Here is a 24,424-nt window from a genome sequence, read left to right as displayed (position 1 = left end):
CTCAGACTCCATCGGTAGCTGGGCTGGTGAACTTGTCGTAGAAGACCTGGTCCTTCGGCACGTTGCTTGCCTCCAGCAACGTCAGGGCCGCGTCGACCATCGGCGGCGGGCCGCAGAGGTACACCTCGCTGCGGTGCAGCTCGGCCTCCCGCCGTTCGACGATGTCGGTCACGTTCCCCTCTTCGACCTGCAGCCCGTCCGCGTCCTGAGCCGACTCGGACAGACAGGCGATGAACTCGAAGGCGTTGAGCTCCGCGCCGAGTTCCTGGATCGCTTCCAGGTAGAACAGGTCGGCCGCCGTCCGAGCGCCGTAGTAGAACCGGACCGGACGGGTGCTGCCGGTTTCCCGCAGGTGCCGCAGGATCGACAGGATGGGCGCCATCCCGGCCCCGCCGGCCACGCAGATCACCGGCAGCACGTGACCGTCCTTCAACGTGGACGAGCCGTACGGCCCGGTCAGCGACAGTTCGTCGCCGGCCGCGAGCTCGCCGTCGAGCAGTGCGGAGAACCGGCCGCCCGGGTACTTCTTGATCAGGAACTCGAGCTCGTCCGGCGTCGACTGGGTGGTGGCCATCGAGAACGACCGGTGGTCGTCGGTGCCGGGGATGGTGATGTCGACGTACTGCCCCGGCCTGAACTCGAACGCCTGCGCCGTCTTCAGCCGGAGCGAGACGATGTCCCGGGTGACCGGTTCGACCGCCAGCACCCGGGCGGACACGGTCTGGATCGGAACGCCGCCGAGCAGCTCGTCCTCGTCGTAGTTGAGCAGCTCGATCGTGCAGTCGCTGAAGGCATGCGCCCGGCAGAGCAGCACATATCCCTCGGCCACCTCGGCGTCGTTGCAGGCGAAGGTGGAGTAGCGCTCCATCTGCAGGTCACCCTCGAGGATGTACGACTTGCAGGCGGAGCACTGCCCCTCCTTGCAGCCGTGCATCAGGTGAATGCCCTGCCGGAACGCCGCGTCGAGGATCTTGTCGTCCTCGCTGACGTCCATCTCGATGTCGACCGGTTCGAAGCGGATCCGGTGGGTGTCGGCCATGACGGCCTCCTCCTGATGCTGGGTGGATTAAGCCGCGGGCCGGGTTCCGTTGGCCTTGTACGCCGCGACGTGCGCTTCGCGCTCGGCGTCGGACATCTGGTTCAGCAGCACGTTCGGGCTCATGAACGTGTTGCCGCGGACGTCGTCGAGGGTCCACATCTTCTTCGGGTCGTCGAGGTCCAGGTGCGGCTGACCGATCAGGGTCTTGCCGTCGTCACGCACGTACCCGAGGTCCTGGACGATGTCGGCCAGGTCCTTGTTGTGGTGCAGGGTCTCCCACTCGCGGAACCCGGTCAGCCGGCCCATGTTCGGGGTCGGACGGCCGTCGTACTCGCTGCGGAACGCGACCGCGTCGGTCCAGTAGCAGGTCTCCGAGCAGTACGTGCGCCACTGGTCGTCGACCTTCTCGGTGACCATGTCCTCGCGGATCAGGCACGGCACCATGCAGGTCCAGCAGCGGTGCGGGTACTGGTACCCGACCTCCTCGAACGCGATCGGCTTGTTCTTGCCCGGGTAGGCGAGCCGGTTGTAGTTCTCCCACCACTTGCCGTACTTCGAGTACCAGCCCGGGTACTTGTCCTCGAACCACTCGAAGTCCTTGTCGGTCATCGCGTCGATCCGCCAGTAGTTCACCGGCCAGCCGGTGGCGAAGAACCGCGCGACCTCGTGCACGTAGCCCTTGTCGACGATCCGCTTCCAGGCCTCCTCGACCAGGTCGTGCGGAATGGTGAGGCCGTACTTCTCCAGCGGCAGCAGGTAGCTGCGGTAGTAGTCGTCGTAGATCCACCGACGCCACATCTCCGCATAGCTCTCCCGGTCCTTCCGGCGGTCCTTCGTGCCGTACTCGATGAAGGTGCCGATCGCGGCGTCCACGACGCAGTGGTTGTTCCACCACGCGTACCGCAGGTCGCGCTCGAGCAGCGGCCGGTTGCGCTCGTCGGCCAGCGCCATCAGCAGGATCGAGTAGCCGTTGCTGATGTGCCGGGACTCGTCGGACTGGACCGAGTGGAACACCGTCGGCAGCAGGTAGTCGCCGTTGGCCGCGGCCTCGTCGGGCATCGCGACGAACAGCGTGTTGGTGAACGCGGTCTCGGCGACCACGGTCAGGTAGATGTTCGCGGCGGTGATCGCGTCACCGGTGATGAACCCTTCACCGAACTGCCGGCCGATGGTGCCCGCGTAGTTGTTCGCGAACGCCTTCTCGGTCATGTCGAACCCGGCCGGGTCGATGTAGTTGTTCATGTACAGCTTCTTCAGGTTCATCTGGATCGTCGAGTGCCTGACCTCGTCGATCATCTGCACCGCGAGCCCGTTGTGGATCTCCGGGTTCGGTACGGCGTCGATCGCCATCGGCATCGCCCGGGCCGCAGAGATCTCCGGGAACGGGATGATCGACAGGAACAGCTTCTGCCACTCCAGCCAGCGCTGCTGCACCTGGCGGAACATGTTGCCGCGGATCGCGCCGTCCATGGCGCCGTACACGCGGTTGTCCTTCTCCTCCTCCATCGGGAAGTAGGACCGCATGATCTGCTTCAGCGGGTCCTTCTTCGGCGCCTTCTCGAACGTGTAGTCAGTGCCGAACCGGGTCGCCGGGGTCGCGAAGGTCGGCTCCCAGGACAACTCGGTGATCTTGGCGTGCGCCTTGGTGAGACTCTGCCTGCTCAATGTCTGCCTCCATGATCGGGAGCCGGCTCTCGGCCCGGCTCCTGCGTACGGCTGGCTGCGTTAAACAGGGATGAAAGCCGCCGGATGGACGTCTCTGTGTCTCAATGTGAGATGGGGGTCACACGCAGGGGGGTTACCGTGGTGAGAACTCCGCTGGTGACGGACGTGAAGGAGGCGACCCGATGGGCGCTGCACAGCCGGTCCGGGATCCGATCCGGGTCTCGTGGGAGCGTTCACACGCGTCCCAGGTGGACATTGACCGCCCCGCCCCGAAGTACTTCGACAGGATCGACCGCGAGACCACCCTGATGCGGGCCGCCCGTCCGGTCATCGACGCCCTGTCCGCCGAGCTCACCAACGAGCCGGTCTGCATCATCCTGACCGACGCGAAGGGCGTCGTCCTCGACCGTCGCGGCGGCGATCCGGCCCTGCTCCGGCGACTGGACTCCGTCGACCTCGCGCCCGGATTCCAGTACGTCGAGTCCGCGGTCGGGACCAACGGCATCGGTACCGCGCTCGAGGTGTGCGGGCCGATCCTGGTCGACGGACCCGAGCACTACAACGACAAGCTGCGGATGTTCTCCTGTGCCGGCGCACCGATCACGCATCCGGTCACCGGCGGCCTGCTCGGCGTCCTGGACATCACCACCCAGGCGCGGAACTCGAACTCGATCCTGCTGTCGTTCGCGAAACTGGCCGCACGGCGGATCCACGAACGGGTCGTCGAGGAGGCGAACGCGCTCGACCACGCCTTGCTGAGCGACTACTACGCGGCCTGCCGGCACAGCGGCGGCCCGGTGCTCGCACTTGGCGACGAAGTGTTCATGATGAACGCCTACGCGCAGGCGCGGTTCGACGCCATCGACCAGGCGGCGTTGATCGACCGCACTCGGGACGCGCGCGGTGGCACGAAGCCGCGGGTGATCCTGACCGACCTGCCCAGCGGGATGACCGCCCGGATGGCCTACCGGCCGACTTTCCTCGGTGACACCTTGGCCGGCGGCGTCATCCAGATCAAGGAACAGCGGCCGCCGGCCCGTAGTCAGCAGCCCGCCCGCGCCCCGTTGGTTCCCGGGACGATCGGGTCGAGTGCGGTCTGGCAGCACGTCACGCAGGAGATGCTGGATGCGTGCCGCCGGTCCGAGTGGCTGATCGCCGACGGTGAACCGGGTGCGGGCAAGCTGTCCCTTCTTCGGGCAGTCCGCAAGCATGTGGCACCCGAGCGGCGGCTGGCCGTTCTCGATCCCGCGGTGACCGGCGACGACCTACCGGCCGAGGCTCAGGCGGAGCTGGAGTCCGGCTCCGACCTGATCATCCGGCGGGCCAACCTGCTCACCGGCGAGGTGCTCCACGGCCTCACCGATCTGCTGCAGAACGTCCGCGACGGCGCGATCGCCGGTGACGCCTGGGTCGCTCTGACGCTGCCCGCGGACCGGTCCGAGCTGGCCGACCAACTGCTGGCGTTCTTTCCCCGGACAGTCGAAGTACCGCCGCTGCGGCATCATCTCGAGGACGTTCCGGCCCTGGTACGGGCGCTGTTGGCGAAGGCCGGCGTCAGCGAGCTGACGTTCTCCACCCCGACGATGAACCAGCTGATGCGGCTGCCGTGGGCGGGCAACATCACCCACCTGCGCGCCGTACTCTCCGCGGTCGCGAGGCGCCGCCGGTCCGGCGTGGTCGAGCTGGGCGACCTACCACCCGAGTGCCGGGCCACGACCCGTCGCCAACTGACCCCGATCGAGGCGCTCGAACGGGACGCGATCGTCGATGCGATGTCGACGTACGACGGTGACAAGAAGGCCGCGGCCGCCGCGCTGGGGATGTCGCGGGCGACCATCTACCGGAAGATCCGCGAGTACGGCATCGTCACCTGACCGCTCAGATCTGACCGGTTCCCATTGGATACCAATACAGGTGGGCGGGCTGTGAGGACCTGGTCACAGTCCGCGCGGCAATATTGCAGATCGTTACCACCGTGGAACCACCCGGGCCTGCGACCGCACCCCAGGCTCCAGTAGGTTCTGGCCATGAGCGATTCCGGAACCTTGACGACAACTGGTCTGGTGGCGCTGACCGACGTCAACAAACATTTCGGCGACCTGCACGTCCTGAAGGACATCAACCTGTCCATCGATCAGGGCGAAGTAGTCGTCGTGATCGGCCCGTCCGGGTCCGGCAAGTCCACGCTCTGCCGCGCGATCAACCGGCTGGAACCGATCGACTCGGGCAGCATCATGCTGGACGGCCAGCCGCTGCCCAGCGAGGGCAAGGCCCTGGCCAAGCTCCGCGCCGACGTCGGCATGGTCTTCCAGTCCTTCAACCTGTTCGCGCACAAAACCATCCTGCAGAACGTCACCCTCGGCCCGACGAAGGTGCGCCGGCAGGGCAAGAGCGAGGCAGAGCAGAAGGCGCGGGCCTTGCTGGACCGCGTCGGCGTCGGCGCACAGGCCGACAAGTACCCGGCACAGCTGTCCGGTGGTCAGCAGCAGCGGGTCGCGATCGCCCGCGCCCTGGCGATGGATCCCAAGGTGATGCTGTTCGACGAGCCGACCTCGGCTCTGGACCCGGAGATGATCAAGGAAGTCCTCGACGTGATGGTCGACCTGGCCGGTCAGAGCATGACCATGGTCGTGGTCACGCACGAGATGGGCTTCGCCCGCCGGGCGGCCAACCGGGTGGTCTTCATGGCCGACGGCCAGATCGTCGAGGAAGCCGAGCCGGAGAAGTTCTTCACCGATCCGCAGACGAAGCGGGCGCAGGACTTCCTCTCGAAGATCCTCACCCACTGACCGCCCGCGCCTGTCCCCAGCGCAGTACAACAACGGAGGAAAAGACAATGCGACAGCGAATCATCGCTGCTCTCGGCATCGCAGGCCTGGCCGCGACCGGACTGGTTGCCTGCGGCGACGACTCCGGCTCCGGCTCCGGTAGTAGTGGTGGCGAGAAGGTCACCATCGGCATCAAGTACGACCAGCCCGGTATCGGCCTGAAGGAAGGCTCGAAGTACACCGGCATGGATGTCGATGTCGCGACGTACGTTGCCAAGGAGCTCGGTTACGACGAGAAGAACATCACCTTCAAGGAGGCCCCGTCGGCCCAGCGCGAGACGCTGCTGGCCAACGGACAGGTCAAGATGATCTTCGCGTCCTACTCGATCACCGACGCCCGCAAGGAGAAGGTCTCCTTCGCCGGCCCGTACCTGACCGCCGGCCAGGACCTGCTGGTCAAGTCCGACAGCGACATCAGCGGCCCGGACGGGCTGAACGGCAAGAAGCTGTGCTCGGTGACCGGCTCCACGTCGGCGCAGAAGGTCAAGGACAAGTTCGCCAAGACCGTGCAGCTGCAGGAGTACGACACCTACTCCAAGTGTGTCGAGGCGCTCGGCGCCGGCGCGATCGACGCGCTCACCACCGACAACACCATCCTGGCGGGCTACGCCTCGCAGGAGGCGAACAAGGGCAAGTTCAAGGTGGTCGGCCAGACCTTCTCGACCGAGCGCTACGGCGTCGGCCTGAAGAAGGGCGACACCGCGACCTGCACCAAGGTCAACGACGCGCTGAAGAAGATGGTCGACTCCGGCGAGTGGCAGAAGGCGTTCGACAAGAACCTCGGCCCCTCCGGCCTGAAGCTCGACGCGGCGACGAACCCGCCGAAGACCTTCGACGCCTGCGCCTGATCTGACACCGCCGGGGAGGGGCCGTTCGCGGTCCCTCCCCGGCGTGCTGGTCTCCACCTCGTTCCCAGCAGGAGAAACATGGACGTGATTTCGGAGTTCTTCTCCGAGTACGACGGTCTGCAAGCCTTCCGGACGACGATCTACCTCACGCTGCTGTCGGCGGTGTTCGCACTGCTGATCGGCACCGTGGTCGCGGTGATGCGGGTCTCCCCGGTCCGGGTGCTGCAGGTCATCGGTACCGCCTACGTGAACATCGTCCGGAACACGCCGCTGACCCTCGTCATCGTGTTCTGCAACCTCGGGCTGTTCCTGCAGCTCGGCGTCGCGCTTGCGAACAAGGACTCGAACACCTTCATCAACGACAACAACTTCCGGCTCGCCGTCCTCGGCCTGTCGGTGTACCACGCGTCCTTCGTCGCCGAGGCGATCCGCAGCGGTGTGAACACCGTCCCGCTCGGCCAGGCCGAGGCGGCGCGGGCGATCGGCCTGCCGTTCCTGAAGACCCTGCGGTACGTCGTCCTGCCGCAGGCGTTCCGGGGCGCGATCGCCCCGCTGGGCAACGTGCTGATCGCCCTGACCAAGAACTCCACGGTCGCCTCCGTCATCGGTGTCACCGAGGCCTCCGCGGTGATGAAGGTGATGATCGAGAACCGGCCGGACGTCCTCTTCATCGTGTTCGGCATCTTCGCGATCGGATTCGTCATCCTGACGCTCCCGGTCGGGGTGCTGTTCACCTCGATGTCCAAGCGGCTGGCGGTGAAGCGATGAGCAGCAGCAGCGTTCTGTTCGACGCACCCGGCCCACGGGCCAAGCGCCTGTACGCCGCGGTCGGCGTCGGGAGCATCGTCGTACTGCTCCTGGTCCTGTGGTTCGTCATCTCCAAGTTCAACGCGAAGCAGCAGCTCACCGCCGCGAAGTGGAAGCCGTTCCTGACCGGTGAGATCTGGACCCAGTACCTGCTGCCCGGCCTGGCCGGCACCCTGATCGCCGCTGCGATCTCGGTTGTCCTCGCGATGGGTCTCGGCATCCTGCTCGGCGTCGGCCGGCTCTCCGCGCACGCCTGGGTCCGCTGGCCGTGCAGCGTGATCGTGGAATTCTTCCGCGCTGTGCCGGTGCTGCTGATGATGCTGTTCATGTTCGCCGTGTACGCGAACTACGAAGTGTTCCCACCGGAACGACTTGCGCTGGCGGCCGTCGTCACGGCCCTGATGCTGTACAACGGCGCCGTGGTCGCCGAACTCGTCCGCTCCGGCGTGTACTCGCTGCCGAAGGGGCAGGGCGAAGCGGCGATGGCGATCGGCCTGACCGACGGCAAGACGATGCGGCTGGTTCTGTTGCCGCAGGCAATCACGGCGATGTTGCCGGCGATCGTCGGCCAACTCGTGGTGATCCTCAAGGACACCGCGCTCGGCTACATCATCACGTACGAGGAACTGCTCCGGAAGGCGGAGCAGATCGGCAACTTCAAGTCGAACCTGCTGCCGGCCCTGATCGTCGTGGGCGCGATCTTCGTGATCGTGAACTACCTGCTCAGCCTGGCCGCCCAGTACGTCGAGCGCCTGATGCGCCGCCGCGGCCGGTCCGCCGGTGGCCCTCTGACCGCCGACCCGACCGACCAGAACACCGCCGTCGGCGCGCTCGCCGGCGCGGGTCCGTCGGACACCGTCGACACGAACTGACCGCTCTCTGACAGCAAGGTCCCGGGACGCGATCGTCCCGGGACCTTTCCTCGCCCGGTGGCGATCAGCGTAACGAGTTGAAGGAATCTCGGATGATTTCGAGGGCTTCGGTGGTTTCGTCTTCGGTGAGGGTCATGGGTGGGGCCATGCGGAGGACGTTGCCGTAGAGGCCGCCCTTGCCGACCAGGAGGCCGCGGTTCTTGGTCTCCTGCTGGAGTTTGGCGGTGGTTGCGGCGTCGGGGGTGTTGTCGTCGGGCTTGACGATCTCGGCGGCCAGCATGAGGCCCTTGCCTCGGACGTCGCCGAGTTCGGGGAACTCCTCGGAGATGCCGCGCAGGCCGTCGGCCAGTTGAGCGCCGCGCTTGGCCGCGTTCGCCTGCAGGTCCTTGTCGAGCAGGTAGTCGATGGTCGCCTTGGCCGCGCTGGTCGAGATCGGGTTGCCGCCGAAGGTGGACAGCGAGTTCGCGTTGATGCTGTCCATCAGCTCAGCCTTGGCGACCACGCCGCCGATCGCGAACCCGTTGCCGAGACCCTTCGCGAACGTCATCGCATCCGGTACGACGTCGTGCGCCTGGATGCCCCAGAAGTGGTCGCCGGTCCGGCCCCATCCGGTCTGCACCTCGTCGGAGATGAAGAGGATCCCGTACTCGTCCAGGACCTCCTTGAACGCGCCGTACAACCCGTCGGGCGGCGACGAGAACCCACCGACGCCCTGGATCGGCTCCGCGATCAGACAGGCGACGTCGCCGGAGGTCGTGGTCTCGATGACGTTGCGCAGATCGTCGACACAGACCTTGATGTAGTCGGCGTCCGGCAGCTCGCGGAACGGGCTGCGGTACCGGTACGCGCCCTGCACGTACTGCACGTTCACCGGCGACAGGCTGCTCGCGGACCAGCCGCGGTTGCCGGTGATCGCGACGGTGCCGAACGCGCGGCCGTGGTACGAGTTCCGCATCGCCAGCACCTGGTTGGAGCGGCGGTTCTGGGTGGCGAGCATGAGCGCCGTCTCGTTCGCCTCGGTGCCGGAGTTGGCGAAGAAGACCTTCGCGTCCGGGATCCCGGACAGCTCGGCGATCTGCTCGGCCAGCTCGATCTGCTTCCGGATCAGGTACACCGTCGAGGTGTGCGCAACGCCGGAGCTGAGCTGCTCCCGCACGGCCTCGGAGATCTCCGCGATGTCGTAGCCGATCGCGTTGGTCAGGATGCCGGCGAAGAAGTCGAGGTACGTCGTCCCCTCACCGTCGGTGACCCGGCGCCCGGACCCGCTGACGATCTCGATCGGCTCCTCGTAGTACAACGCGAGCCATGCCGGCATGACGGCCTTGTGACGCTCCCAGAGCTCCGCATGTGTCATGTCCTAACCATTACCTCACCTGATAGTGCACGTCTATCGCAGTTAGGGTGCTCTGCGTGACATTGCCCAGCATTCCGCACGTTGATATCGAGTCCCTGGAGCATTTCGACCGCCTGCTGGCCGCGGGGGCCACTGCGATGACCGGTTGGCGGGTCCAGTCGGTGGATCTGAGCGGGCGTACGGCGGAACTCCTCGGGCTGAACCCGATGGGGTCGGTGTTCCTCGGCTGTGCACTGGAGGAGAAGGCGGACACGTGGATCCGGGACGGCGGCGGGCTGGTGTTCCCGGCGATCCCGGAGCTGCCGTTCGACGCGTACCGCGGGCGGCTGTACGACGCCGACGAGTTGTACGCCGGTCTGGAGCACGGGTACGACGCCACTCCGGACGCGCAGATCTACGCCTGGTCCCGGCAGCACGACCAGAAGGACGACACCAGCCGGACTCTCGCTGCGGCGCTCCACGACCACGCCATCGCGGATGCGCTCACCGAACTGACCGACGACAAGCCGTGGGTCGGCGTGATGGGCGGCCACGGCGTACTGCGGGGTGACGACAACTACCGGGCTGCAGTACTGCTCGGTCGGACGCTGGCCCGTCGGGGTCGCATGGTGGTCACTGGGGGCGGTCCTGGTGCGATGGAGGCCGCCAACCTGGGTGCGTCGCTGTCTTCGTACGACTCCGCGGCCGTTGACGCCGCGCTGGCCGAGTTGGCCGCCGTACCGTCGTTTCGTCCGTCGATTCGCGACTGGGCCGCTACCGGTCTTGCTGTGCGCTCTCGGTTCCCTGGTGATGGCGGGGTGTCGATTCCGACCTGGTTCTACGGTCACGAACCGCCCAACGTGTTCGCCGGCTCGATAGCGAAGTACTTCTCGAACGCCCAGCGCGAGGACGTCCTGCTCGGCCGCGCTCGCGGCGGCATCATCTACCTCCCCGGCGCGGCCGGCACTGTGCAGGAGATCTTCCAGGCCGTCACCCCGAACTACTACGGCGACAAGGCCACCCAGATCCCACTCATCCTGGTAGGTGTCAACTACTGGACGGTGGAGCTGCCCGTCTGGCCCCTGCTCCAGTCGCTGGCAGCGGAGCACCCCATGTCGATCCACCTCGTCCAAACGATCGACGAGGCCGCCAGTCTGGTCAGCTGACTCGCTGGGGCTTGAACTGCATCTCCGGGTGCGCGTACGCGTCCTGTGACTCGACCAGCTGCAACTCGCGCTCTCCCGACTCATGGGTCCGCGTGAGCAGATCGAACACGCTCGAGGTCGTGCGCGCGAGCGACTCCGCGAGATCGTCCGTACTGCGGTAGTGCGCCGTGAAGAGCGCTGCCGTCACGTCCCCCGAGCCGTTCGCCTTCATCGGGATGTACGGCGTCTGCACCAGCCACGCGCCGCTGTCGTCAACGGCCAGCATCTCGATCGTGCCGTCCTCACGGTCGGGCCGCTCGACGCTGGTGACGAGCACCGTACGCGGTCCAGTCGCCCGGACCAGCTCCACCGAGGCCAGCGTGGACTCGAGCGTGTCCGGCTCAGTGTTGGTGAGGAAGCCCAGCTCGAACTGGTTGGGCGTGATGATGTCGGCCGCCGGAACCACCCGGTCGCGCAGCAGCACGGGAATGGCAGGGGCGACGAAGCACCCGGACTTCGCGTTGCCCATCACGGGGTCGCAGGAGTACACCGCCGCGGGATTGGCCGCCTTCACCCGCTGCACCGCCTCGAGAATCACGTCGGCGATCCCCTCGCCGCCCTGGTAGCCCGAGAGCACCACGTCGATCTGCGGAAGGACTCCGCGATCCTCGATCCCCAGCAGAACCTCACGCACGTCATCCGGGCTGATCATCGGCCCACGCCACGCCCCGTACCCGGTGTGGTTCGAGAAGTTCACCGTATAAACCGGCAGAACCTCCACCCCAATCCGCTGCAACGGAAACACCGCCGCCGAGTTCCCCACATGCCCGAAAGCAACCGCCGACTGAATCGAGAGGATCTTCACCCCCCGATCATCCCATCCACCCACTTCGTCAACTTCACGTCCTCCTCGTCGAAGCCGAGGCGTCCATAGAAGGCACGGGCGTTGGTGTTGGCGGCACCGGTGTCGAGGGTGACGGTCGCCAGACCACGCTGCTTGGCGTGATCGGTGAGGGCGTCGATCAGCGCACGGCCGACACCCTGTCCTTCGAAGGGCTTGGCCACTACCAACTCACCGACGTACAGCTCGGGGTCTCCTGACCAGTGCCTGCGCTCCTCGCCGGAGGCGAAGCCGGCCACCACCCCATCCAGCTCGGCGACGAGCACGAGCCGCCCTGGTTCGGTGGAGCGGTCCAGCGCCTCCACGACCCATCCGGTGACAGCTGACAGGACTGAGTCAACCGCACGCCGCGGAGCTACACCTTCAGTCAGGCGAGGCGCCAGGGCGAGCAGGGCCAGGCGGTCCGCCTCTTCATACCGTCGTACCCGCATGAGCTAGCCGGCGAGCCACTGTTCGGCCAGGTCGAGGAAGGCGTCGACCTCTGAGACGTCGTAGCCCTCGGTCAGGCGCACGGGCGTGAACTGGACTCTGCGGATCTCGCGGATCGTCACCGGGTGCTCCACCGGCTGGCCGTTCACGGTCGCCATCAGGCGGTCGAGGAACTCGTCGACCTCCTCCGTCGCGTAGCCCTCGCGCAGTCGGACAGGGGTGAACATCGGCGCTGTCCGTTCAACCGAGCCCGGCGTACTGCGGGACACGGGACGGTCAGGTAGCCAATCCTCCGCCTGCGCGAGGAAGTCGTCGACCTCCCTGACCGGGTAGCCCGGACCGAAGAGCGGAGTACGGAACTCGGCGCTGCGCAGCTCCCCGACGGTGACCGCCGGACCGGTTGACCGGCGTTCGGCCGTGGCGATGACGCGCTCGACCAGCGTGTCGACCTGCCCACGGTCGTAGCGCTGGCCGGTGCGGCGCACGCTGAACTCGGGCTTCAGCATCAGGATTTGCTGGCCGCGGCGAGTTGGCCGCAGGCGCCGTCGATCTCCTGGCCGCGGGTGTCGCGGACGGTGGTGGGGATGCCGCCGGCCTCGAGGCGGCGGACGAACTCGCGCTCGTCGGCCGGGTCGGACGCGGTCCACTTCGAGCCGGGCGTCGGGTTCAGCGGGATCAGGTTGACGTGCACCCAGCCCCAGTCGCCTCGAGCCCGCAGCTTCTCCGCCAGCAGGTCGGCCCGCCAGGCGTGGTCGTTGATGTCGCGGATCATCGCGTACTCGATCGACACGCGCCGCTTGGTCTGCCGCGCGTACTCCCAGGCCGCGTCGAGGACCTCGTCGACCTTCCAGCGGTTGTTGATCGGCACCAGCTCGTCGCGCAGCTCGTCGTCCGGCGCGTGCAGCGACAGCGCGAGCGTGACAGGGATCCCCTCGGTCGCGAGCTGGTTGATCCGCGGCACCAGGCCGACCGTCGACACGGTCACCCCACGCGCCGAGATCCCCAGGCCCTCCGGCGACGGATCGGTGAATCGACGTACGGCGCCCATGACGGCCTTGTAGTTCGCCATCGGCTCGCCCATCCCCATGAACACGATGTTGTTGACTCGCCCAGGCCCGCCGGGGATCTCGCCCCGCGACAATGCCCGCGCGCCGTCGACGACCTGCTCGACGATCTCAGCGGTCGACATGTTCCGGGTCAGGCCGCCCTGGCCGGTCGCGCAGAACGGGCACGCCATCCCGCAGCCCGCCTGCGAGGACACGCACATGGTGGTGCGCCCCGGATACCGCATCAGGACCGACTCGACCAGCGAGCCGTCGAGCAGCTTCCAGAGCGTCTTGCGGGTCTCCCCGTTGTCGCACTCCAGGTCACGGACGCGGGTCAGAAGCGGCGGCATCAGCTCGCCCACCAACTTGTCGCGGGTCGCGGCCGGCAGGTCGGTCATCTCGGCCGGGTCGGACACCAGCCGGGAGAAGTAGTGGTTCGACAGCTGCTTCGCCCGGAACTCAGGCTCGCCCAGCGCGGCAACCGCCGTACGCCGTTCCTCTCCGGTGAGATCGGCCAGGTGCCGCGGCGGCTTCTTGGCGCGGCGCGGCTCATCGAACACGAGGGGAAGAGACGTAGTCATAACCGACCTATTGTCGCAAGCCCGCCCAACGATTCACAAATTCACATCCCATGACCCGCATCACCCGTGGGCTTGCGGTCGGAGTGGCCGAGCTTGCGGTCCGGGGCGATCCGGTCGCGGACCATCTGCTTCAGCAGCGGGATCTCGGCGAACCCGCCCTCCGCCTTCCGCGACCAGAGCAGCTCACCGTCCAGGCTGACGTCGAACACTCCCCCGGTCCCCGGCACCAGCGCGACCTCCCCCAGCTCCTGCGGGAAGGTCGTCAACAGCTCCTGCGCGGTCCACGCCGCCCGCATCAACCACCGACATTGCGTGCAGTACTCAATCTCCAACCGCGGCTCTCTCGTCACGGCGACCAAGGTATCGCCGTGACGAGAGCCGGCCTCAGGCCGAGTAGCCCTTCGGTGGGATGAGGGTGGCTAGCTGGTTGAAGGTGAGCCAGTACGTCGCCGTCGGGGCGAAGCCGGCCGGGTCGGCGATGAGTACGGTCTGGTCGCTGTCGTCGTACCCGATCACCGTGAAGTAGTGGTAGATCGTGTAGTTCGGGTAGCCCGGCGGGTGGTTGTTGGCCGGGGCAACGATGTTGGCGACGATCGGGTAGTTGTTGTTGATGTCGAGGACCACGTCCCGCCAGAGCAGGTCACGCTGCGCCTGGGTGGGCGGGTCGTTGGGCATCTCCTTGGTCTCGTACCAGCCGGTGCCCAGGTGGTTGTTGAGCACCGTGGTGACCTGGCCGATCCAGTCGGTGCCGTTGGTCGTGGTCGGCAGCTCGTTGGCCAGCTGCTGCTGGCTCGGCGGCGAGATCCGGGCCGAGAGCGCGATCCGGGTCGCGGCTGGGCCGCACCAGTAGCCGGTCTGCTGGTACTGGAACTGGATGCTCAGCGTCTTGACGGTCTGCGTCGAGTAGCCGAGCTTCGGCACCGGCTTGGTTGCGGCAGCCACCTCGGCCGACATGGTCGGGGGTGCGGCGGCGGTGGCGGGCGCTGCGGCCAGCGGAAGGGCGGCGGCGGCAATGAGGGCGAGACCGCACAAAGCGGCCTTGAACTTCGTCGTGGGGGTCATGTCAGCTCCTCACACGCGGTGGACGATCGGGGCGGATCGTCCTGCGTTTGATACTGACACACCTATCTACTGAGTGGTGAAAAAATCACCGAGCCTTTCAGTCTGGGTCGAAAGGTCAAGACTGGACCGGCTCGATGATCTCCCGGACCAGCCAGCGGACGGCACGGTCCGGGTACGGACGCGGCAGTGAGAGCACGATGTGGTCGAATCCGATCGCGGCGGCCCGTTGGACGATCGCGCGCGTCTCGGCTGGGTCGTCGTACGACACGATCTGCTGGAGCGACCGGCTGATCGTGGCCGGATCCCGACCTATCCGCTCGCACTCCGCGTCCAACCGGCGTACCCGATCGGCGAGGGTGTCGAAGTCGGTGTGCGGCGGACCGCTGATGTTCCAGGTGTCGGCGTACTCCGCGACCAGGCGCAGCATCCGGTTGCCCCAGCCGCCGATCAGGAGCGGCGGACCGCCGGCCTGGATCGGTTTGGGTGCGTTGCGGTTGCGCTCGAGCGTGTAGTACTGGCCCTTGAAGTCGAACTCGTCCTCGGTCCACATCCGGCGCAGGATCTCGATCGTCTCGCGGAGTCGGTCGACCCCCTCTCCTGGCGGTACGAGCGTCAGGCCGTAGGCGGCGTACTCCTCGATCGCGGGGTTCGGCCCGGCTGGTTGATGGGTGCCGCCGGCACCGAGGCCAATGATCAGCCGGCCGCCGGAGATGACGTCGAGCGTGCTGGCGATCTTGCCGAGGACGGCGGGCGGGCGGATCCGGTTGCTGGTGACGAGCAGGCCGAGTCGGAGCCGGCTGGTCTGTGCTGCGAGCGCGGTGAGCAGGGTCCAGCCTTCGAGTACGTCGCCGTTCTTCGGGCCGGCGAGTGGGAGGAAGTGGTCCCACAGCCAGGCGTCGCGGATCTGCGGGGTCTCGTCGGCCTCGAGCCAGACGCGGCGGATGTCGGCGTACGGGACGTGCATCGGAGTGGTCTTCAGACCGAAGGTCAGTTCCATAATCGTCAGGGTAACTGATGATCAGCCATCCTGACGATCAGTTAGCCGGTAGATTTGACGGTATGGCGTCCGACCGGCTGGGGTACCTGCTCAAACACGTCCTCGCGCAGCTCACCGAGGCGCAGACCAAAGCGCTGGCGCCGCACGGCCTGAACGGGCGCGACCTGGCGGTCCTGAACGCGGTCGCGTCCGGTGAGCCGCTGTCGCAGCTCGAGGTCGCGGCCCGGCTGCGGGTGGACCGTACGTCGATCGGCGACCTGCTGGACGGGCTCGAGGAGCGCGGGTTCGTCGAACGCCGGCGCAGCCCTGAGGATCGGCGGCGGAATGTCGTCGTACTGACGCCGTTGGGCGAGTCGACCTTTGAAACGGCGGAGCGGATCCGGCTGGAGGTCGAGCGGGAGTTCCTCGCTCCCCTGCCGGCCGCGGACCGTTTCCGGGACGACCTACGGCGACTGCTCGGGGAATGAGGGCTCCGGCGGGTCCGTTGGACTGAATATGCTCTCCGTCCCGCTGTCAGTTCTGGACCGTTCCCGGACGCGTGTTGGCGAGACGGAGGCGGAGACGCTGCGGGCGACGGTCGATTTCGCCCAGCAGGTGGAAGCCCTTGGCTACAAGCGTTTCTGGGTCTCGGAGCACCACAGCGTTCCGGGAGTGGTCGGTTCGGCGCCAACTGTCCTAGCGGCGGCTGTTGCTGCCCGCACCGAACGGATCCGCGTCGGCACCGGCGGAGTGATGTTGCCGAACCACAACCCGCTCGTGGTGGCGGAGCAGTTCGGCGTACTGGAGTCGCTGTACCCGGGCCGGATCGACATGGGCCTGGGCAGGTCGGTCGGCTTCACCAACGGAGTACGGCGTGCACTCGGCGTCGAGAAGGACGCCGCCGACGATTTCAGCACACAGGTGCAGGAGTTGCTCGGCTATCTCGCCGGTACGTCGGACGTGCACGCTCGTCCAGGCGAGGGCCTGGACATCCCGCCCTTCATCCTGGCCGTCGGAGAAGGTGCGGCGATCGCAGCATCGCTGGGACTACCTGTGGTCCTGGCTGCCCGCCCCGACTCCGAGGAGCTCGTAGAGCAGTACCGAACGACCTTCCAGCCATCAGCGTGGTCCCCGGAGCCGTACGTCGTTCTCGCCGTCACTGCTGCGGTCGGTGACACCACCGAGGCCGCCCGGCGCCTGTTGTTGCCCGAGGCATGGGCCAGCGCGTACTCACGCACCCGCGGCGTCTTCCCGCCGCTCCAGCCCGAGATTCCGGCGGACATGACCGCGCGGGAGCGAGAGTTCTACGAGAACGCCCTGCGCGGCCAGTACTACGGAACGTCGGACGAGGTTCAGGCCGCTCTGGAGGGCCTCGTACAGCGCACTGCCGCCGACGAGGTCCTGATCACGACGAACACCTACGACCGGGACGATCTCCTCGCGTCGCTGGCGAAGCTCATCGGTTGATCCGGGCCTCGAGCCGCTTCCGTACGTCGGGCCACTCGTCGGCCAGGATCGAGAACACGACCGTGTCGCGGAACGAGCCGTCGGCCAGCCGCTGATGTCTGCGCAGTACGCCCTCACGGGTCGCACCGAGCTTCGCGATCGCCGCCTGCGAGCGGGTGTTCTTCGTGCCGGTCTGGATCTTCACCCGGCCGAACCCACACGTTTCGAAGGCGTGCTCGAGCAGCAGCAGCTTGGCCGCCGGGTTGACCGCGGTCCCCCAGACGGCCGGCGCGTAGCCGGTGTAGCCGAGGTGGATCCGCTCGTTGACCACATCGACGTCGGCCAGGCTCGACGTACCGACAACGGTGCCGTCGGCAACCAACCGGACCACGTACGCGAACCGCTTGGCCGCGGACGGGATCCAGGTCGCTCGCATCTCGTCCGCACTCGACGGCATCGCGCCGATCCCGCCACCGAATCCCCCGGCGTAGACCTGCTCGTTGACAATCGCGGCGTACAACTCGTCGATGTCGGATTCCTGCATCCGATCCAGCCGTACGACGTCGCCGACCAGTGAACGCCCGTCCGGTGCGATCGTCATGCCTTCACCAGCAGGTGGAGCAGGAGCCAGACGACGGGCGCGGTCGCGAGCAGCGAGTCCAGCCGGTCCATCACGCCGCCGTGGCCGGGGAGCAGGTTCGACATGTCCTTGATGCCCAGGTCGCGCTTGATCATCGACTCACCGAGATCGCCGACCGTCGCGGTCAGAACCGCAACCGCACCGATGATCGCGCCGACCCACCAGTGCCCGTCGAGCAGCCAGACGACCCCACCGATACCGGCTCCGATACAGGCGAGCACCGATCCGGCGAAGCCCTCCCAGGACTTCTTCGGGCTGATCGTCGGCGCCATCGGGTGCTTGCCGAACAGCACGCCGGCGACATATCCACCGACATCGCTCGCGACCACGACCACGAAGAACGTCACCACCCGGCCCGGGCCGTCCGCGTCCGGCTGCACCAGCAGGATCGCGAACCCGGCCAGCAGCGGCACGTAGCCGATCAGGAACACCCCAGCGCTCACGTCCCGGACGAATCCGACCGAGCCACCCGGCATCCGCCAGAAGATCGTCCCGAGGACTGTGAGCCCCAGTGCGACCAGCAGCGCCATCGGACCGCCGAAGTACGCCGCGATCAGCATGGCCGTCGTACCGACGAACAACGGGATCCGCGGGATCACCGCGCCGCCGGTCCGCAGCGCCTTCATCATCTCGTCGACGGCCACCAGGACCGCCGCCAGCACGAGGACGACGAACAGAACCTTCTGCCAGTACAGCGATCCGATGATCAGCGCGCCGAGCCCGACCCCGACCGCGATCGCCGCGGGCAGGTTGCGCCCGGCCCGGCTCGGGCCGGGAGTCGGCGCGGGCGTGCTCTCGACGCCCATCACACCTCGAGCAGTTCGGCTTCCTTGTGCTTCAGCAGGTCATCGATCGAGTCGACATACTTCTTCGTCATCCCGTCGAGCCGCTTCTCAGCACTCTTGCCTTCGTCCTCGCCGGCGTCGCCATCCTTGACCGTCTTGTGGACCTGGTCCATGGCGTGCCGGCGGATGTTGCGCACCGAGACCTTGGCGTCCTCGCCCTTGGTCTTGGCGACCTTGATGTACTCCTTGCGCCGCTCCTCGGTCAGCTGCGGCATCTGCACCCGGATCACCGCGCCGTCGTTGCCCGGGTTAACCCCCAGGTCCGAGTCGCGGATCGCCTTCTCGATCGCCGCCATCGCACCCTTGTCGTACGGCGAGATCAGCACGGTCCGGGGCTCCGGGACCTGGAAGCCGGCCAGCTGCTGCAGCGGCGTCGGGCTGCCGTAGTAGTCGGCCAGGATGCCCGCGAACATCTGCGGGTGGGCCCGGCCGGTACGGATCGCGGCGAAGTCGTCCTTCGCGACCTCCACGGCCTTCGCCATCTTCTGCTCGGCTTCGCGGAGAGCTTCGTCGATCACGACATTCCTCGCTTCCTCAGGGCCGCCTCGGCGCGGCCACTCCTACCCTACGACCGCAGGTTTACCAGATAACGGACATCAACCTGCGGCAAAGATCCTAGTGGTACGGGCGCGGCGGCCGGGCTACTGCCCCTGCGAAACGACCGTGCCGATCTTCTCGCCGTGGATCACCCGGGCGATGTTGCCCTCTTCGAGACCGAAGATCACGATCGGCAGCGCGTTGTCGCGGGCCAGGCTGATCGCGGTGGCGTCGGCCACCCGGAGGCCGCGGGCCAGGAAGTCGTCGTACGACAGCTGGTCGAACTTGACCGCGTCCGGGTTCTTCTTCGGGTCGGAGTCGTAGACGCCGTCCACACCCTGCTTGCCCATCAGCAGCGCCTCGGCGCCGACCTCGAGCGCGCGCTGGGCGGCGACGGTGTCGGTGGAGAAGTACGGCATACCGGAACCGGCGCCGAAGATGACCACGCGGCCCTTCTCCAGGTGCCGCTCGGCCTTGCGCGGGATGTAGGGCTCGGCGACCTGGCCCATCGTGATCGCGGTCTGCACCCGGGTCTCGATGCCGAGCTTCTCCAGGAAGTCCTGCAGCGCCAGGCAGTTCATCACGGTGCCGAGCATGCCCATGTAGTCGGCACGGTTCCGCTCCATGCCGCGCTGCTGCAGCTCGGCGCCGCGGAAGAAGTTGCCGCCGCCGACCACCACGGCGAGCTGGACACCGGCCCGGACCACCTCGGCGATCTGCTTGGCGATCGAGTTCACCACGTCGGGGTCGACGCCGAGCTTGCCGCCGCCGAACACCTCACCCGACAGTTTCAGCAGCACCCGGTGATAGGCCGGCGCGTACGGCGAAGAGGCCGGACTCGTCTCGGTACCCAGGGTTTCCGTCACGATTCCGGCCTCTCGTTGCTCGTCTGCTGTGTTGTGGACCTCTTGAAGGTCAGGCGCCGACCTCGAAGCGGGCGAACCGCTTCACGGTCACACCGGCCTCGTCGAGCACGGCCTTCACGGACTTCTTGCTCTCCTGGACCGACGCCTGCTCGAGCAGTACGACGTCCTTGAAGAAGCCGTTCACCCGGCCCTCGACGATCTTCGGCAGAGCCTGCTCCGGCTTGCCCTCCTCGCGGGCGGTCGCCTCGGCGATCCGCTTCTCGTTCTCGACCGTCTCGGCCGGGACCTCGTCGCGGGTGGTGTACAGCGGGCGCATCGCGGCGGCCTGCATGGCAGCGCCACGAGCAGCCTCGACGTTGTCGCCCTCGAACTCGACCAGTACGCCGACCTGGGCCGGCAGGTCCGCGGCGCGCTTGTGCATGTACGCCGTCACCTGACCGTCGAACACGGCCACCCGGGCGAGCTCCAGCTTCTCGCCGATCACCGCGGCCAGGGCCTCGATGTTCTCGGCGACCGACTTGCCGTCGGTGAGCTTCTCGTTCAGCAGACCCTCGACCTCGCCGACCTTGCTCGCCGAGGCGTGCGCGACGATGTCGGCGGCCAGCTGCTGGAACTGCTCGTTCTTGGCGACGAAGTCGGTCTCGCAGTTCAGCTGGACCAGCGCGTTCTCCGCAGCGGCCACCAGGCCGTTGCTGGCGGTGCGCTCGGCGCCACGCTTGGCGGCCTTCGCCGCGCCGTGGATGCGCAGCTCCTCGATCGCCTTCTCGAAGTCGCCGTCCGTGGTCTCGAGCGCCTTCTTCGCGTCCATCATGCCCGCGCCGGTGGCGTCGCGGAGCTTCTTCACGTCAGCGGCGGTGTAGTTCGCCATTCCTCGTTCTCTCGTCTTGTCGATGCGGCTGGGTAGGCGGGCAGATCGTCCTTCGGCACCTGGTGGCGCCACCCGGGATCGTGCCCGGGTGGCGTCAGCGGGCTGTCAGGCCTCGTCGGCCTTCGGGGTCTCCTCGGCCTTGGCCTCGGTGACCTCAGCGGCCTCAGCGGCCTCGGTGACCTCAGCCTTGGCCTCCGGAGCGGCCTCGGCGGTCTCCGCGGCGGCCTCGGTGGTCTCCGGGGCGGCCTCGATGACGGCGTCGGTCGCGATCGGCTCGGTCAGGACGTCGGCAGCCGGAGTGGCCTCGGCGGCCGGGGCGGCCTCGGCAGTCTCGTCCGTCTTGGCCTCGGCCTTCGCGGCGCCGTTCTGGCTCTCCAGCAGCTCGCGCTCCCAGGCAGCCAGCGGCTCTTCCTGGCCCAGCTCCTCGCCGGCGGCGGTGGAACCCTGGCCCGAGCGACCCATCAGGCCGTCGGCGACGGCGTCGGCGACGACCCGCGTGAGCAGGCCGACCGAGCGGATCGCGTCGTCGTTCCCCGGGATCGGGTAGTCGACCTCGTCCGGGTCGCAGTTGGTGTCCAGGATGCCGATGATCGGCAGCTTCAGCTTGCGCGCCTCGTCGACCGCGAGGTGCTCCTTCTTGGTGTCCACGATCCACACGGCGGCCGGAACCCGGGCCATGTCGCGGATACCGCCGAGGGTCTTGAGCAGCTTGTCGTGCTCGCGACGCTTCTGCAGCAGCTCCTTCTTCGTGACACCGGAGGCGGCGACGTCCTCGAAGTCGATCAGCTCGAGCTCCTTGAGGCGCTGGAGCCGCTTGTTCACGGTCTGGAAGTTGGTCAGCATGCCGCCCAGCCAGCGCTGGTTCACGTACGGCATCCCGACCCGGGTCGCCTGCTCGGCGATGGCTTCCTGAGCCTGCTTCTTGGTACCGACGAACAGGATCGCGCCACCGGAGGCGACCGTGCTGCGAACGAACTCGTACGCGCGGTCGATGTAGGACAGCGACTGCTGCAGGTCGATGATGTAGATGCCGTTGCGCTCGGTCAGGATGTAGCGCTTCATCTTCGGGTTCCAGCGCCGGGTCTGGTGCCCGAAGTGCACGCCGCTCTCGAGCAGCTGCTTCATGGTCACGACGGCCATGAGGGGTCTCCTTTTGATGACCCGGGACGTACTTCCGGGTCTACTCTCGGTTGTCTCGCCACGGATCGGGTGATCCGCGGCACCTGATGCCCGTCGCGCAGCTCCGCCCGGATTGCTCCGGGACCGATGGATGCGACGCACTTGTGCGGGCATGCGTAGTCGCCCCACTTACAGGGGGCGCCACCGGAAGTGTACGTGACCACCCGCGCCCAAAGCGAACCGGCCACAGTTATCCACAAACCCACCACCGAGGGCCAGAAACCGGCCACGGCAACGGCATCTTCCAAGGCATGATCCTCGCCTTCCTAGCCGCCGCCACCCTCCCCTCAATCCCCGCATCCGTCGTCACCTCGGACTGGCCACTCCAACCCCGTCCTGAGGTACTGCGCGGCTTCGAGCTGCCCGCGAAACCCTGGCTCCCCGGCCACCGCGGCGTCGACCTCGCCGGCAACCCCGGCCAGCCCGTCCTCGCAGCCACCCCCGGGACGATCACGTACGCCGGTCCGCTCGCCGGACGCGGCGTGATCACAATCGGCACCGGCCCTCGCCGTACGACGTACGAGCCCGTCGTCCCCTCGGTCACGGTCGGCACCACCGTCGCAACCGGCACCGTCATCGGCCGCCTGTCCGCCGCTGGCTCACACTGCCTGCCGCGGACCTGCCTGCACTGGGGCTTCCTCCAGGGCAAGCAGTACCTCAACCCGCTGACCCTCGTCCCCAACCGCCCGATCCGCCTACTCCCCCTCACCGGCCAGCAAACTCAACCGCCAGCCGCCCCATCCCCACCACCAGCAGCACACGCCGCACCGCCGAGATCCAACCCCTCAGACCCCAACCAGCGAACCGCAAAGCTCCTCATCGCCGCCACCGCGGCCCTAACCCTGACCGCAGGCCTAGTAATCAGACGCCAGTAGCCACCCCGCGACCGACCCCTCAGGTCAGCTGCCGGGAACGCGCGCCTGCCAGGCGTCCTCGTCCCGCGAGCGGCGCTCGACGCCGGCGGGGAGCTTGTTCTTGGCGAGATCGATCAGGGTCGTGTTCTCCAGCACGTCCCTGAGGCTCGCGCGGGCCGCGATCCAGACCCGCTGGAGTACGACCGCATGCTCGTTGTACGACACGCTTTCCGGCCGGACACCGGAGATGCTCACGATCGGACCGTCGACGGCCCGCATCACATCGGCGACGGAGATGTCGTTGGGGTCGACGGCCAACCGCCACCCACCCGACTGCCCCCGCTGGCTCGACAGCACTCCGGCCCGGCGCAGGTCGGCCAGGATCCCCTGCAGGAATCCGTGCGGAATGCCCTGCGCCCGGCTGAGCTCCTCGGCCGACACCACCGAAGGATCGTCGGCCACCCACCGCTGGGTGATCTCGATCAGAGCTCGCAACGCATAGTCAGACTTCGCCGAAACCCGCATGCCCCGAAGTCTGCCGCATCCCCCCACCCCCACGCCGCATCCCCCGCACACAGACCCACCCCGTCCTCCGCGGTCCCCTGTCCGCAATCCCGCGCAGACACAGCCGCGCCGGCCTGCTCGGCCCACCGGTGGCGAACGCACGGCGTCGCGGTCAGGCTCGGGGGTGGGCTTGTTGGTAGGCCTGTCGGAGGCGTTCGCTGGAGACGTGGGTGTAGATCTGCGTTGTCGCCAGGGACGCGTGCCCGAGCAGTTCCTGCACGCTGCGCAGGTCCGCACCACCCTCGAGCAGATGCGTGGCCGCGGTATGCCGCAGACCGTGCGGACCCAGGTCCGGTGCGTCGACGACGGCGATCCGCTCGTGGACCATTCGCCGTACCGCTCGCTGATCGATCCGGCCACCACGGGCCCCGAGGAAGACAGCCGGACCACTCCCCTCGCGCGCCAGCATCGGCCGCGCCTCGGCGAGCCACCGCTCGAGCACTTCGCCGGCCGGTACGCCGTACGGAACCGACCGCTCCTTGCGGCCCTTTCCGAACACGCGGACCACTCGGCGCGACCGGTCGATGTCGTCGACATCGAGTGCACACAGCTCGCCGACCCGGATCCCGGTCGCGTACAGGAGTTCCATGATCGCGAGGTCACGCAGCCCGATCGGACTCCCGTCGTCCGCGGCCACGGCCGCCGCATCGAGGACGGCTCGCGTATCGGCCTGGCCGAGAACCCCCGGCAGACTCTTGTGCGGCTGCGGGCTGGCGAGCAACGCTCCCGGATCCGTACCGATTCGCCCGGTTCGCTGCGCCCACGCGGTGAACACCCTTGCGGCCGTGGCCCGGCGAGCCATCGTGCTGCGGGATTTCCCCAGACTTTGCTGTTTGGCCAGCCACGACCGCAGCCCCCGGATGTCCAACCCGGCCAGATCATCGTGACCAAGCCGAATCAAATGTTCGAGTAAATCCGCGACATCTCCGATGTAGGCTCTCACGGAGTGAGAGCTGAGGTCTCTTTCCGCCGTCAGATGCCGTTCGTAGTCAGCCAGTAACGTAGCGAAACCTTCCGGCCAGGAAGGGCTCGCACTGACATCGTCCGGCGTCATGTCTTGACGATGCGTGAGGCGGCCCGGCATCGCAAGCCA

27 protein-coding genes are annotated in these 24,424 nt (G+C 67.4%); 9 read left to right on the top strand and 18 right to left on the bottom strand.

Annotation, left to right across the window (positions count from 1 at the left end):
• Position 1: 1 nt before the first annotated feature.
• Both EV650_RS39885 and EV650_RS39880 read right to left on the bottom strand, forming a co-directional pair.
• Positions 2-1,039: a 2Fe-2S iron-sulfur cluster-binding protein gene (locus EV650_RS39885; protein ID WP_134124422.1), complete on the bottom strand. Its 1,038-nt coding sequence runs from the start codon at positions 1,037-1,039 to the stop codon at positions 2-4.
• Positions 1,040-1,066: 27 nt separating this feature from the next.
• Positions 1,067-2,704 (bottom strand): ferritin family protein, encoded by a 1,638-nt coding sequence (locus EV650_RS39880; RefSeq protein WP_134124421.1) that lies wholly within the window; start codon positions 2,702-2,704, stop codon positions 1,067-1,069.
• Positions 2,705-2,886: 182 nt separating this feature from the next.
• Here EV650_RS39880 and EV650_RS39875 point away from each other — a divergent pair, with 182 nt between their 5' ends.
• The 5 genes from EV650_RS39875 (at position 2,887) to EV650_RS39855 (ending at position 8,059) form a co-directional block, all read left to right on the top strand.
• Complete coding sequence (locus tag EV650_RS39875) at positions 2,887-4,578, top strand: sigma-54-dependent Fis family transcriptional regulator (protein ID WP_134124420.1); 1,692 nt, start codon at positions 2,887-2,889, stop codon at positions 4,576-4,578.
• 153 nt (positions 4,579-4,731) lie between these two features.
• Complete coding sequence (locus tag EV650_RS39870; protein WP_134124419.1) at positions 4,732-5,493, top strand: amino acid ABC transporter ATP-binding protein; 762 nt, start codon at positions 4,732-4,734, stop codon at positions 5,491-5,493.
• Positions 5,494-5,540: 47 nt separating this feature from the next.
• Entirely contained in the window at positions 5,541-6,380 is an 840-nt protein-coding gene (locus EV650_RS39865) for a glutamate ABC transporter substrate-binding protein (protein ID WP_134124418.1), read from the top strand.
• Positions 6,381-6,458: 78 nt separating this feature from the next.
• Positions 6,459-7,148, top strand: a complete 690-nt coding sequence (locus tag EV650_RS39860) for an amino acid ABC transporter permease (protein WP_134124417.1) — start codon at positions 6,459-6,461, stop codon at positions 7,146-7,148.
• Entirely contained in the window at positions 7,145-8,059 is a 915-nt protein-coding gene (locus tag EV650_RS39855) for an amino acid ABC transporter permease (RefSeq protein ID WP_134124416.1), read from the top strand. The genes EV650_RS39860 and EV650_RS39855 overlap by 4 nt, the downstream gene beginning before the upstream one ends.
• 64 nt (positions 8,060-8,123) lie before the next feature.
• On the opposite strand, the gene EV650_RS39850 is transcribed toward EV650_RS39855, so the two are convergent.
• A complete protein-coding gene (locus tag EV650_RS39850) occupies positions 8,124-9,413 on the bottom strand; it encodes an aspartate aminotransferase family protein (RefSeq protein ID WP_134124415.1) in 1,290 nt (429 codons plus the stop codon).
• 56 nt (positions 9,414-9,469) lie between these two features.
• Here EV650_RS39850 and EV650_RS39845 point away from each other — a divergent pair, with 56 nt between their 5' ends.
• On the top strand, positions 9,470-10,558 hold the full coding sequence (locus EV650_RS39845) for an LOG family protein (protein WP_134124414.1): 1,089 nt from the start codon (positions 9,470-9,472) through the stop codon (positions 10,556-10,558).
• On the opposite strand, the gene pdxY is transcribed toward EV650_RS39845, so the two are convergent.
• From pdxY to EV650_RS39810, 7 genes are all read right to left on the bottom strand, one after another.
• On the bottom strand, positions 10,551-11,402 hold the full coding sequence (gene pdxY, locus EV650_RS39840) for a pyridoxal kinase PdxY (protein ID WP_134124413.1): 852 nt from the start codon (positions 11,400-11,402) through the stop codon (positions 10,551-10,553). The two genes, EV650_RS39845 and pdxY, sit on opposite strands and share 8 nt — an antisense overlap.
• A complete protein-coding gene (locus EV650_RS39835) occupies positions 11,399-11,869 on the bottom strand; it encodes a GNAT family N-acetyltransferase (RefSeq protein ID WP_134124412.1) in 471 nt (156 codons plus the stop codon). Before EV650_RS39835 ends, pdxY begins: the two co-directional genes overlap by 4 nt.
• Before the next feature lie 3 nt (positions 11,870-11,872).
• Positions 11,873-12,373 (bottom strand): DivIVA domain-containing protein, encoded by a 501-nt coding sequence (locus EV650_RS39830; RefSeq protein ID WP_134124411.1) that lies wholly within the window; start codon positions 12,371-12,373, stop codon positions 11,873-11,875.
• Entirely contained in the window at positions 12,373-13,494 is a 1,122-nt protein-coding gene (gene rlmN, locus EV650_RS39825) for a dual-specificity RNA methyltransferase RlmN (RefSeq protein ID WP_134124410.1), read from the bottom strand. Before rlmN ends, EV650_RS39830 begins: the two co-directional genes overlap by 1 nt.
• A gap of 41 nt (positions 13,495-13,535) precedes the next feature.
• Positions 13,536-13,844, bottom strand: a complete 309-nt coding sequence (locus tag EV650_RS39820) for an Rdx family protein (RefSeq protein ID WP_134124409.1) — start codon at positions 13,842-13,844, stop codon at positions 13,536-13,538.
• A 34-nt stretch (positions 13,845-13,878) separates the two neighbouring features.
• Complete coding sequence (locus EV650_RS39815) at positions 13,879-14,556, bottom strand: C39 family peptidase (protein WP_134124408.1); 678 nt, start codon at positions 14,554-14,556, stop codon at positions 13,879-13,881.
• A 115-nt stretch (positions 14,557-14,671) separates the two neighbouring features.
• A complete protein-coding gene (locus EV650_RS39810) occupies positions 14,672-15,553 on the bottom strand; it encodes an LLM class flavin-dependent oxidoreductase (RefSeq protein WP_166678436.1) in 882 nt (293 codons plus the stop codon).
• A gap of 62 nt (positions 15,554-15,615) precedes the next feature.
• On the opposite strand from EV650_RS39810, the gene EV650_RS39805 reads away from it, so the two are divergent.
• Positions 15,616-16,020, top strand: coding sequence for a MarR family winged helix-turn-helix transcriptional regulator (locus EV650_RS39805; RefSeq protein ID WP_134124407.1), 405 nt, complete (start codon positions 15,616-15,618; stop codon positions 16,018-16,020).
• A 28-nt stretch (positions 16,021-16,048) separates the two neighbouring features.
• Complete coding sequence (locus tag EV650_RS39800; protein ID WP_134124406.1) at positions 16,049-16,999, top strand: LLM class flavin-dependent oxidoreductase; 951 nt, start codon at positions 16,049-16,051, stop codon at positions 16,997-16,999.
• Here EV650_RS39800 and EV650_RS39795 read toward each other — a convergent pair.
• The 6 genes from EV650_RS39795 to rpsB all read right to left on the bottom strand — a co-directional run bounded on the left by EV650_RS39795 (position 16,989) and on the right by rpsB (position 21,874).
• Positions 16,989-17,579: a GNAT family N-acetyltransferase gene (locus EV650_RS39795; protein WP_134124405.1), complete on the bottom strand. Its 591-nt coding sequence runs from the start codon at positions 17,577-17,579 to the stop codon at positions 16,989-16,991. The two genes, EV650_RS39800 and EV650_RS39795, sit on opposite strands and share 11 nt — an antisense overlap.
• Positions 17,576-18,424 carry a phosphatidate cytidylyltransferase gene (locus EV650_RS39790; protein WP_134124404.1) on the bottom strand — a complete coding sequence of 283 codons (849 nt, stop codon included), beginning with the start codon at positions 18,422-18,424 and terminating at the stop codon, positions 17,576-17,578. Before EV650_RS39790 ends, EV650_RS39795 begins: the two co-directional genes overlap by 4 nt.
• Positions 18,424-18,978, bottom strand: a complete 555-nt coding sequence (gene frr / locus EV650_RS39785) for a ribosome recycling factor (protein ID WP_255512137.1) — start codon at positions 18,976-18,978, stop codon at positions 18,424-18,426. Before frr ends, EV650_RS39790 begins: the two co-directional genes overlap by 1 nt.
• A 126-nt stretch (positions 18,979-19,104) precedes the next feature.
• The gene (pyrH, locus tag EV650_RS39780; RefSeq protein WP_238174770.1) at positions 19,105-19,866 is read right to left on the bottom strand and encodes a UMP kinase; all 762 of its coding nucleotides are present in this window, start codon (positions 19,864-19,866) and stop codon (positions 19,105-19,107) included.
• 49 nt (positions 19,867-19,915) lie between these two features.
• Positions 19,916-20,734: a translation elongation factor Ts gene (gene tsf, locus EV650_RS39775; protein WP_134124402.1), complete on the bottom strand. Its 819-nt coding sequence runs from the start codon at positions 20,732-20,734 to the stop codon at positions 19,916-19,918.
• Between the two features lie 105 nt (positions 20,735-20,839).
• Positions 20,840-21,874: a 30S ribosomal protein S2 gene (gene rpsB / locus EV650_RS39770; protein WP_134124401.1), complete on the bottom strand. Its 1,035-nt coding sequence runs from the start codon at positions 21,872-21,874 to the stop codon at positions 20,840-20,842.
• 290 nt (positions 21,875-22,164) lie between these two features.
• On the opposite strand from rpsB, the gene EV650_RS39765 reads away from it, so the two are divergent.
• A complete protein-coding gene (locus EV650_RS39765; protein ID WP_134124400.1) occupies positions 22,165-22,788 on the top strand; it encodes a M23 family metallopeptidase in 624 nt (207 codons plus the stop codon).
• A gap of 24 nt (positions 22,789-22,812) precedes the next feature.
• On the opposite strand, the gene EV650_RS39760 is transcribed toward EV650_RS39765, so the two are convergent.
• Both EV650_RS39760 and EV650_RS39755 read right to left on the bottom strand, forming a co-directional pair.
• The gene (locus EV650_RS39760; RefSeq protein WP_134124399.1) at positions 22,813-23,292 is read right to left on the bottom strand and encodes an RrF2 family transcriptional regulator; all 480 of its coding nucleotides are present in this window, start codon (positions 23,290-23,292) and stop codon (positions 22,813-22,815) included.
• Between the two features lie 151 nt (positions 23,293-23,443).
• Positions 23,444-24,385, bottom strand: a complete 942-nt coding sequence (locus EV650_RS39755) for a tyrosine recombinase XerC (RefSeq protein WP_134124398.1) — start codon at positions 24,383-24,385, stop codon at positions 23,444-23,446.
• Positions 24,386-24,424: the final 39 nt, after the last annotated feature.

It is taken from the genome of Kribbella kalugense, from assembly GCF_004365875.1.
In the GTDB taxonomy this organism is placed as follows: domain Bacteria; phylum Actinomycetota; class Actinomycetes; order Propionibacteriales; family Kribbellaceae; genus Kribbella; species Kribbella kalugense.
The sequence above is the reverse complement of the archived record's forward strand: the minus strand, read 5'-3'. Positions and strand labels throughout refer to the sequence as shown.

What these genes read in the sequence shown, in the direction of transcription:
- EV650_RS39815 (WP_134124408.1), bottom strand. Translation starts at nt 14,556, where the DNA reads ATGACCCCCACGACGAAGTTCAAGGCCGCTTTGTGCGGTCTCGCCCTC.
- EV650_RS39795 (WP_134124405.1), bottom strand. Translation starts at nt 17,579, where the DNA reads ATGACGATCGCACCGGACGGGCGTTCACTGGTCGGCGACGTCGTACGG.
- EV650_RS39885 (WP_134124422.1), bottom strand. Translation starts at nt 1,039, where the DNA reads ATGGCCGACACCCACCGGATCCGCTTCGAACCGGTCGACATCGAGATG.
- tsf (WP_134124402.1), bottom strand. Translation starts at nt 20,734, where the DNA reads ATGGCGAACTACACCGCCGCTGACGTGAAGAAGCTCCGCGACGCCACC.
- EV650_RS39860 (WP_134124417.1), top strand. Translation starts at nt 6,459, where the DNA reads ATGGACGTGATTTCGGAGTTCTTCTCCGAGTACGACGGTCTGCAAGCC.
- EV650_RS39755 (WP_134124398.1), bottom strand. Translation starts at nt 24,385, where the DNA reads ATGACGCCGGACGATGTCAGTGCGAGCCCTTCCTGGCCGGAAGGTTTC.
- rpsB (WP_134124401.1), bottom strand. Translation starts at nt 21,874, where the DNA reads ATGGCCGTCGTGACCATGAAGCAGCTGCTCGAGAGCGGCGTGCACTTC.
- EV650_RS39805 (WP_134124407.1), top strand. Translation starts at nt 15,616, where the DNA reads ATGGCGTCCGACCGGCTGGGGTACCTGCTCAAACACGTCCTCGCGCAG.
- EV650_RS39830 (WP_134124411.1), bottom strand. Translation starts at nt 12,373, where the DNA reads ATGCTGAAGCCCGAGTTCAGCGTGCGCCGCACCGGCCAGCGCTACGAC.
- EV650_RS39855 (WP_134124416.1), top strand. Translation starts at nt 7,145, where the DNA reads ATGAGCAGCAGCAGCGTTCTGTTCGACGCACCCGGCCCACGGGCCAAG.
- EV650_RS39800 (WP_134124406.1), top strand. Translation starts at nt 16,049, where the DNA reads ATGCTCTCCGTCCCGCTGTCAGTTCTGGACCGTTCCCGGACGCGTGTT.
- rlmN (WP_134124410.1), bottom strand. Translation starts at nt 13,494, where the DNA reads ATGACTACGTCTCTTCCCCTCGTGTTCGATGAGCCGCGCCGCGCCAAG.
- EV650_RS39875 (WP_134124420.1), top strand. Translation starts at nt 2,887, where the DNA reads ATGGGCGCTGCACAGCCGGTCCGGGATCCGATCCGGGTCTCGTGGGAG.
- EV650_RS39760 (WP_134124399.1), bottom strand. Translation starts at nt 23,292, where the DNA reads ATGCGGGTTTCGGCGAAGTCTGACTATGCGTTGCGAGCTCTGATCGAG.
- EV650_RS39870 (WP_134124419.1), top strand. Translation starts at nt 4,732, where the DNA reads ATGAGCGATTCCGGAACCTTGACGACAACTGGTCTGGTGGCGCTGACC.
- EV650_RS39850 (WP_134124415.1), bottom strand. Translation starts at nt 9,413, where the DNA reads ATGACACATGCGGAGCTCTGGGAGCGTCACAAGGCCGTCATGCCGGCA.
- EV650_RS39790 (WP_134124404.1), bottom strand. Translation starts at nt 18,424, where the DNA reads ATGGGCGTCGAGAGCACGCCCGCGCCGACTCCCGGCCCGAGCCGGGCC.
- EV650_RS39835 (WP_134124412.1), bottom strand. Translation starts at nt 11,869, where the DNA reads ATGCGGGTACGACGGTATGAAGAGGCGGACCGCCTGGCCCTGCTCGCC.
- EV650_RS39810 (WP_166678436.1), bottom strand. Translation starts at nt 15,553, where the DNA reads ATGGAACTGACCTTCGGTCTGAAGACCACTCCGATGCACGTCCCGTAC.
- EV650_RS39765 (WP_134124400.1), top strand. Translation starts at nt 22,165, where the DNA reads ATGATCCTCGCCTTCCTAGCCGCCGCCACCCTCCCCTCAATCCCCGCA.
- EV650_RS39865 (WP_134124418.1), top strand. Translation starts at nt 5,541, where the DNA reads ATGCGACAGCGAATCATCGCTGCTCTCGGCATCGCAGGCCTGGCCGCG.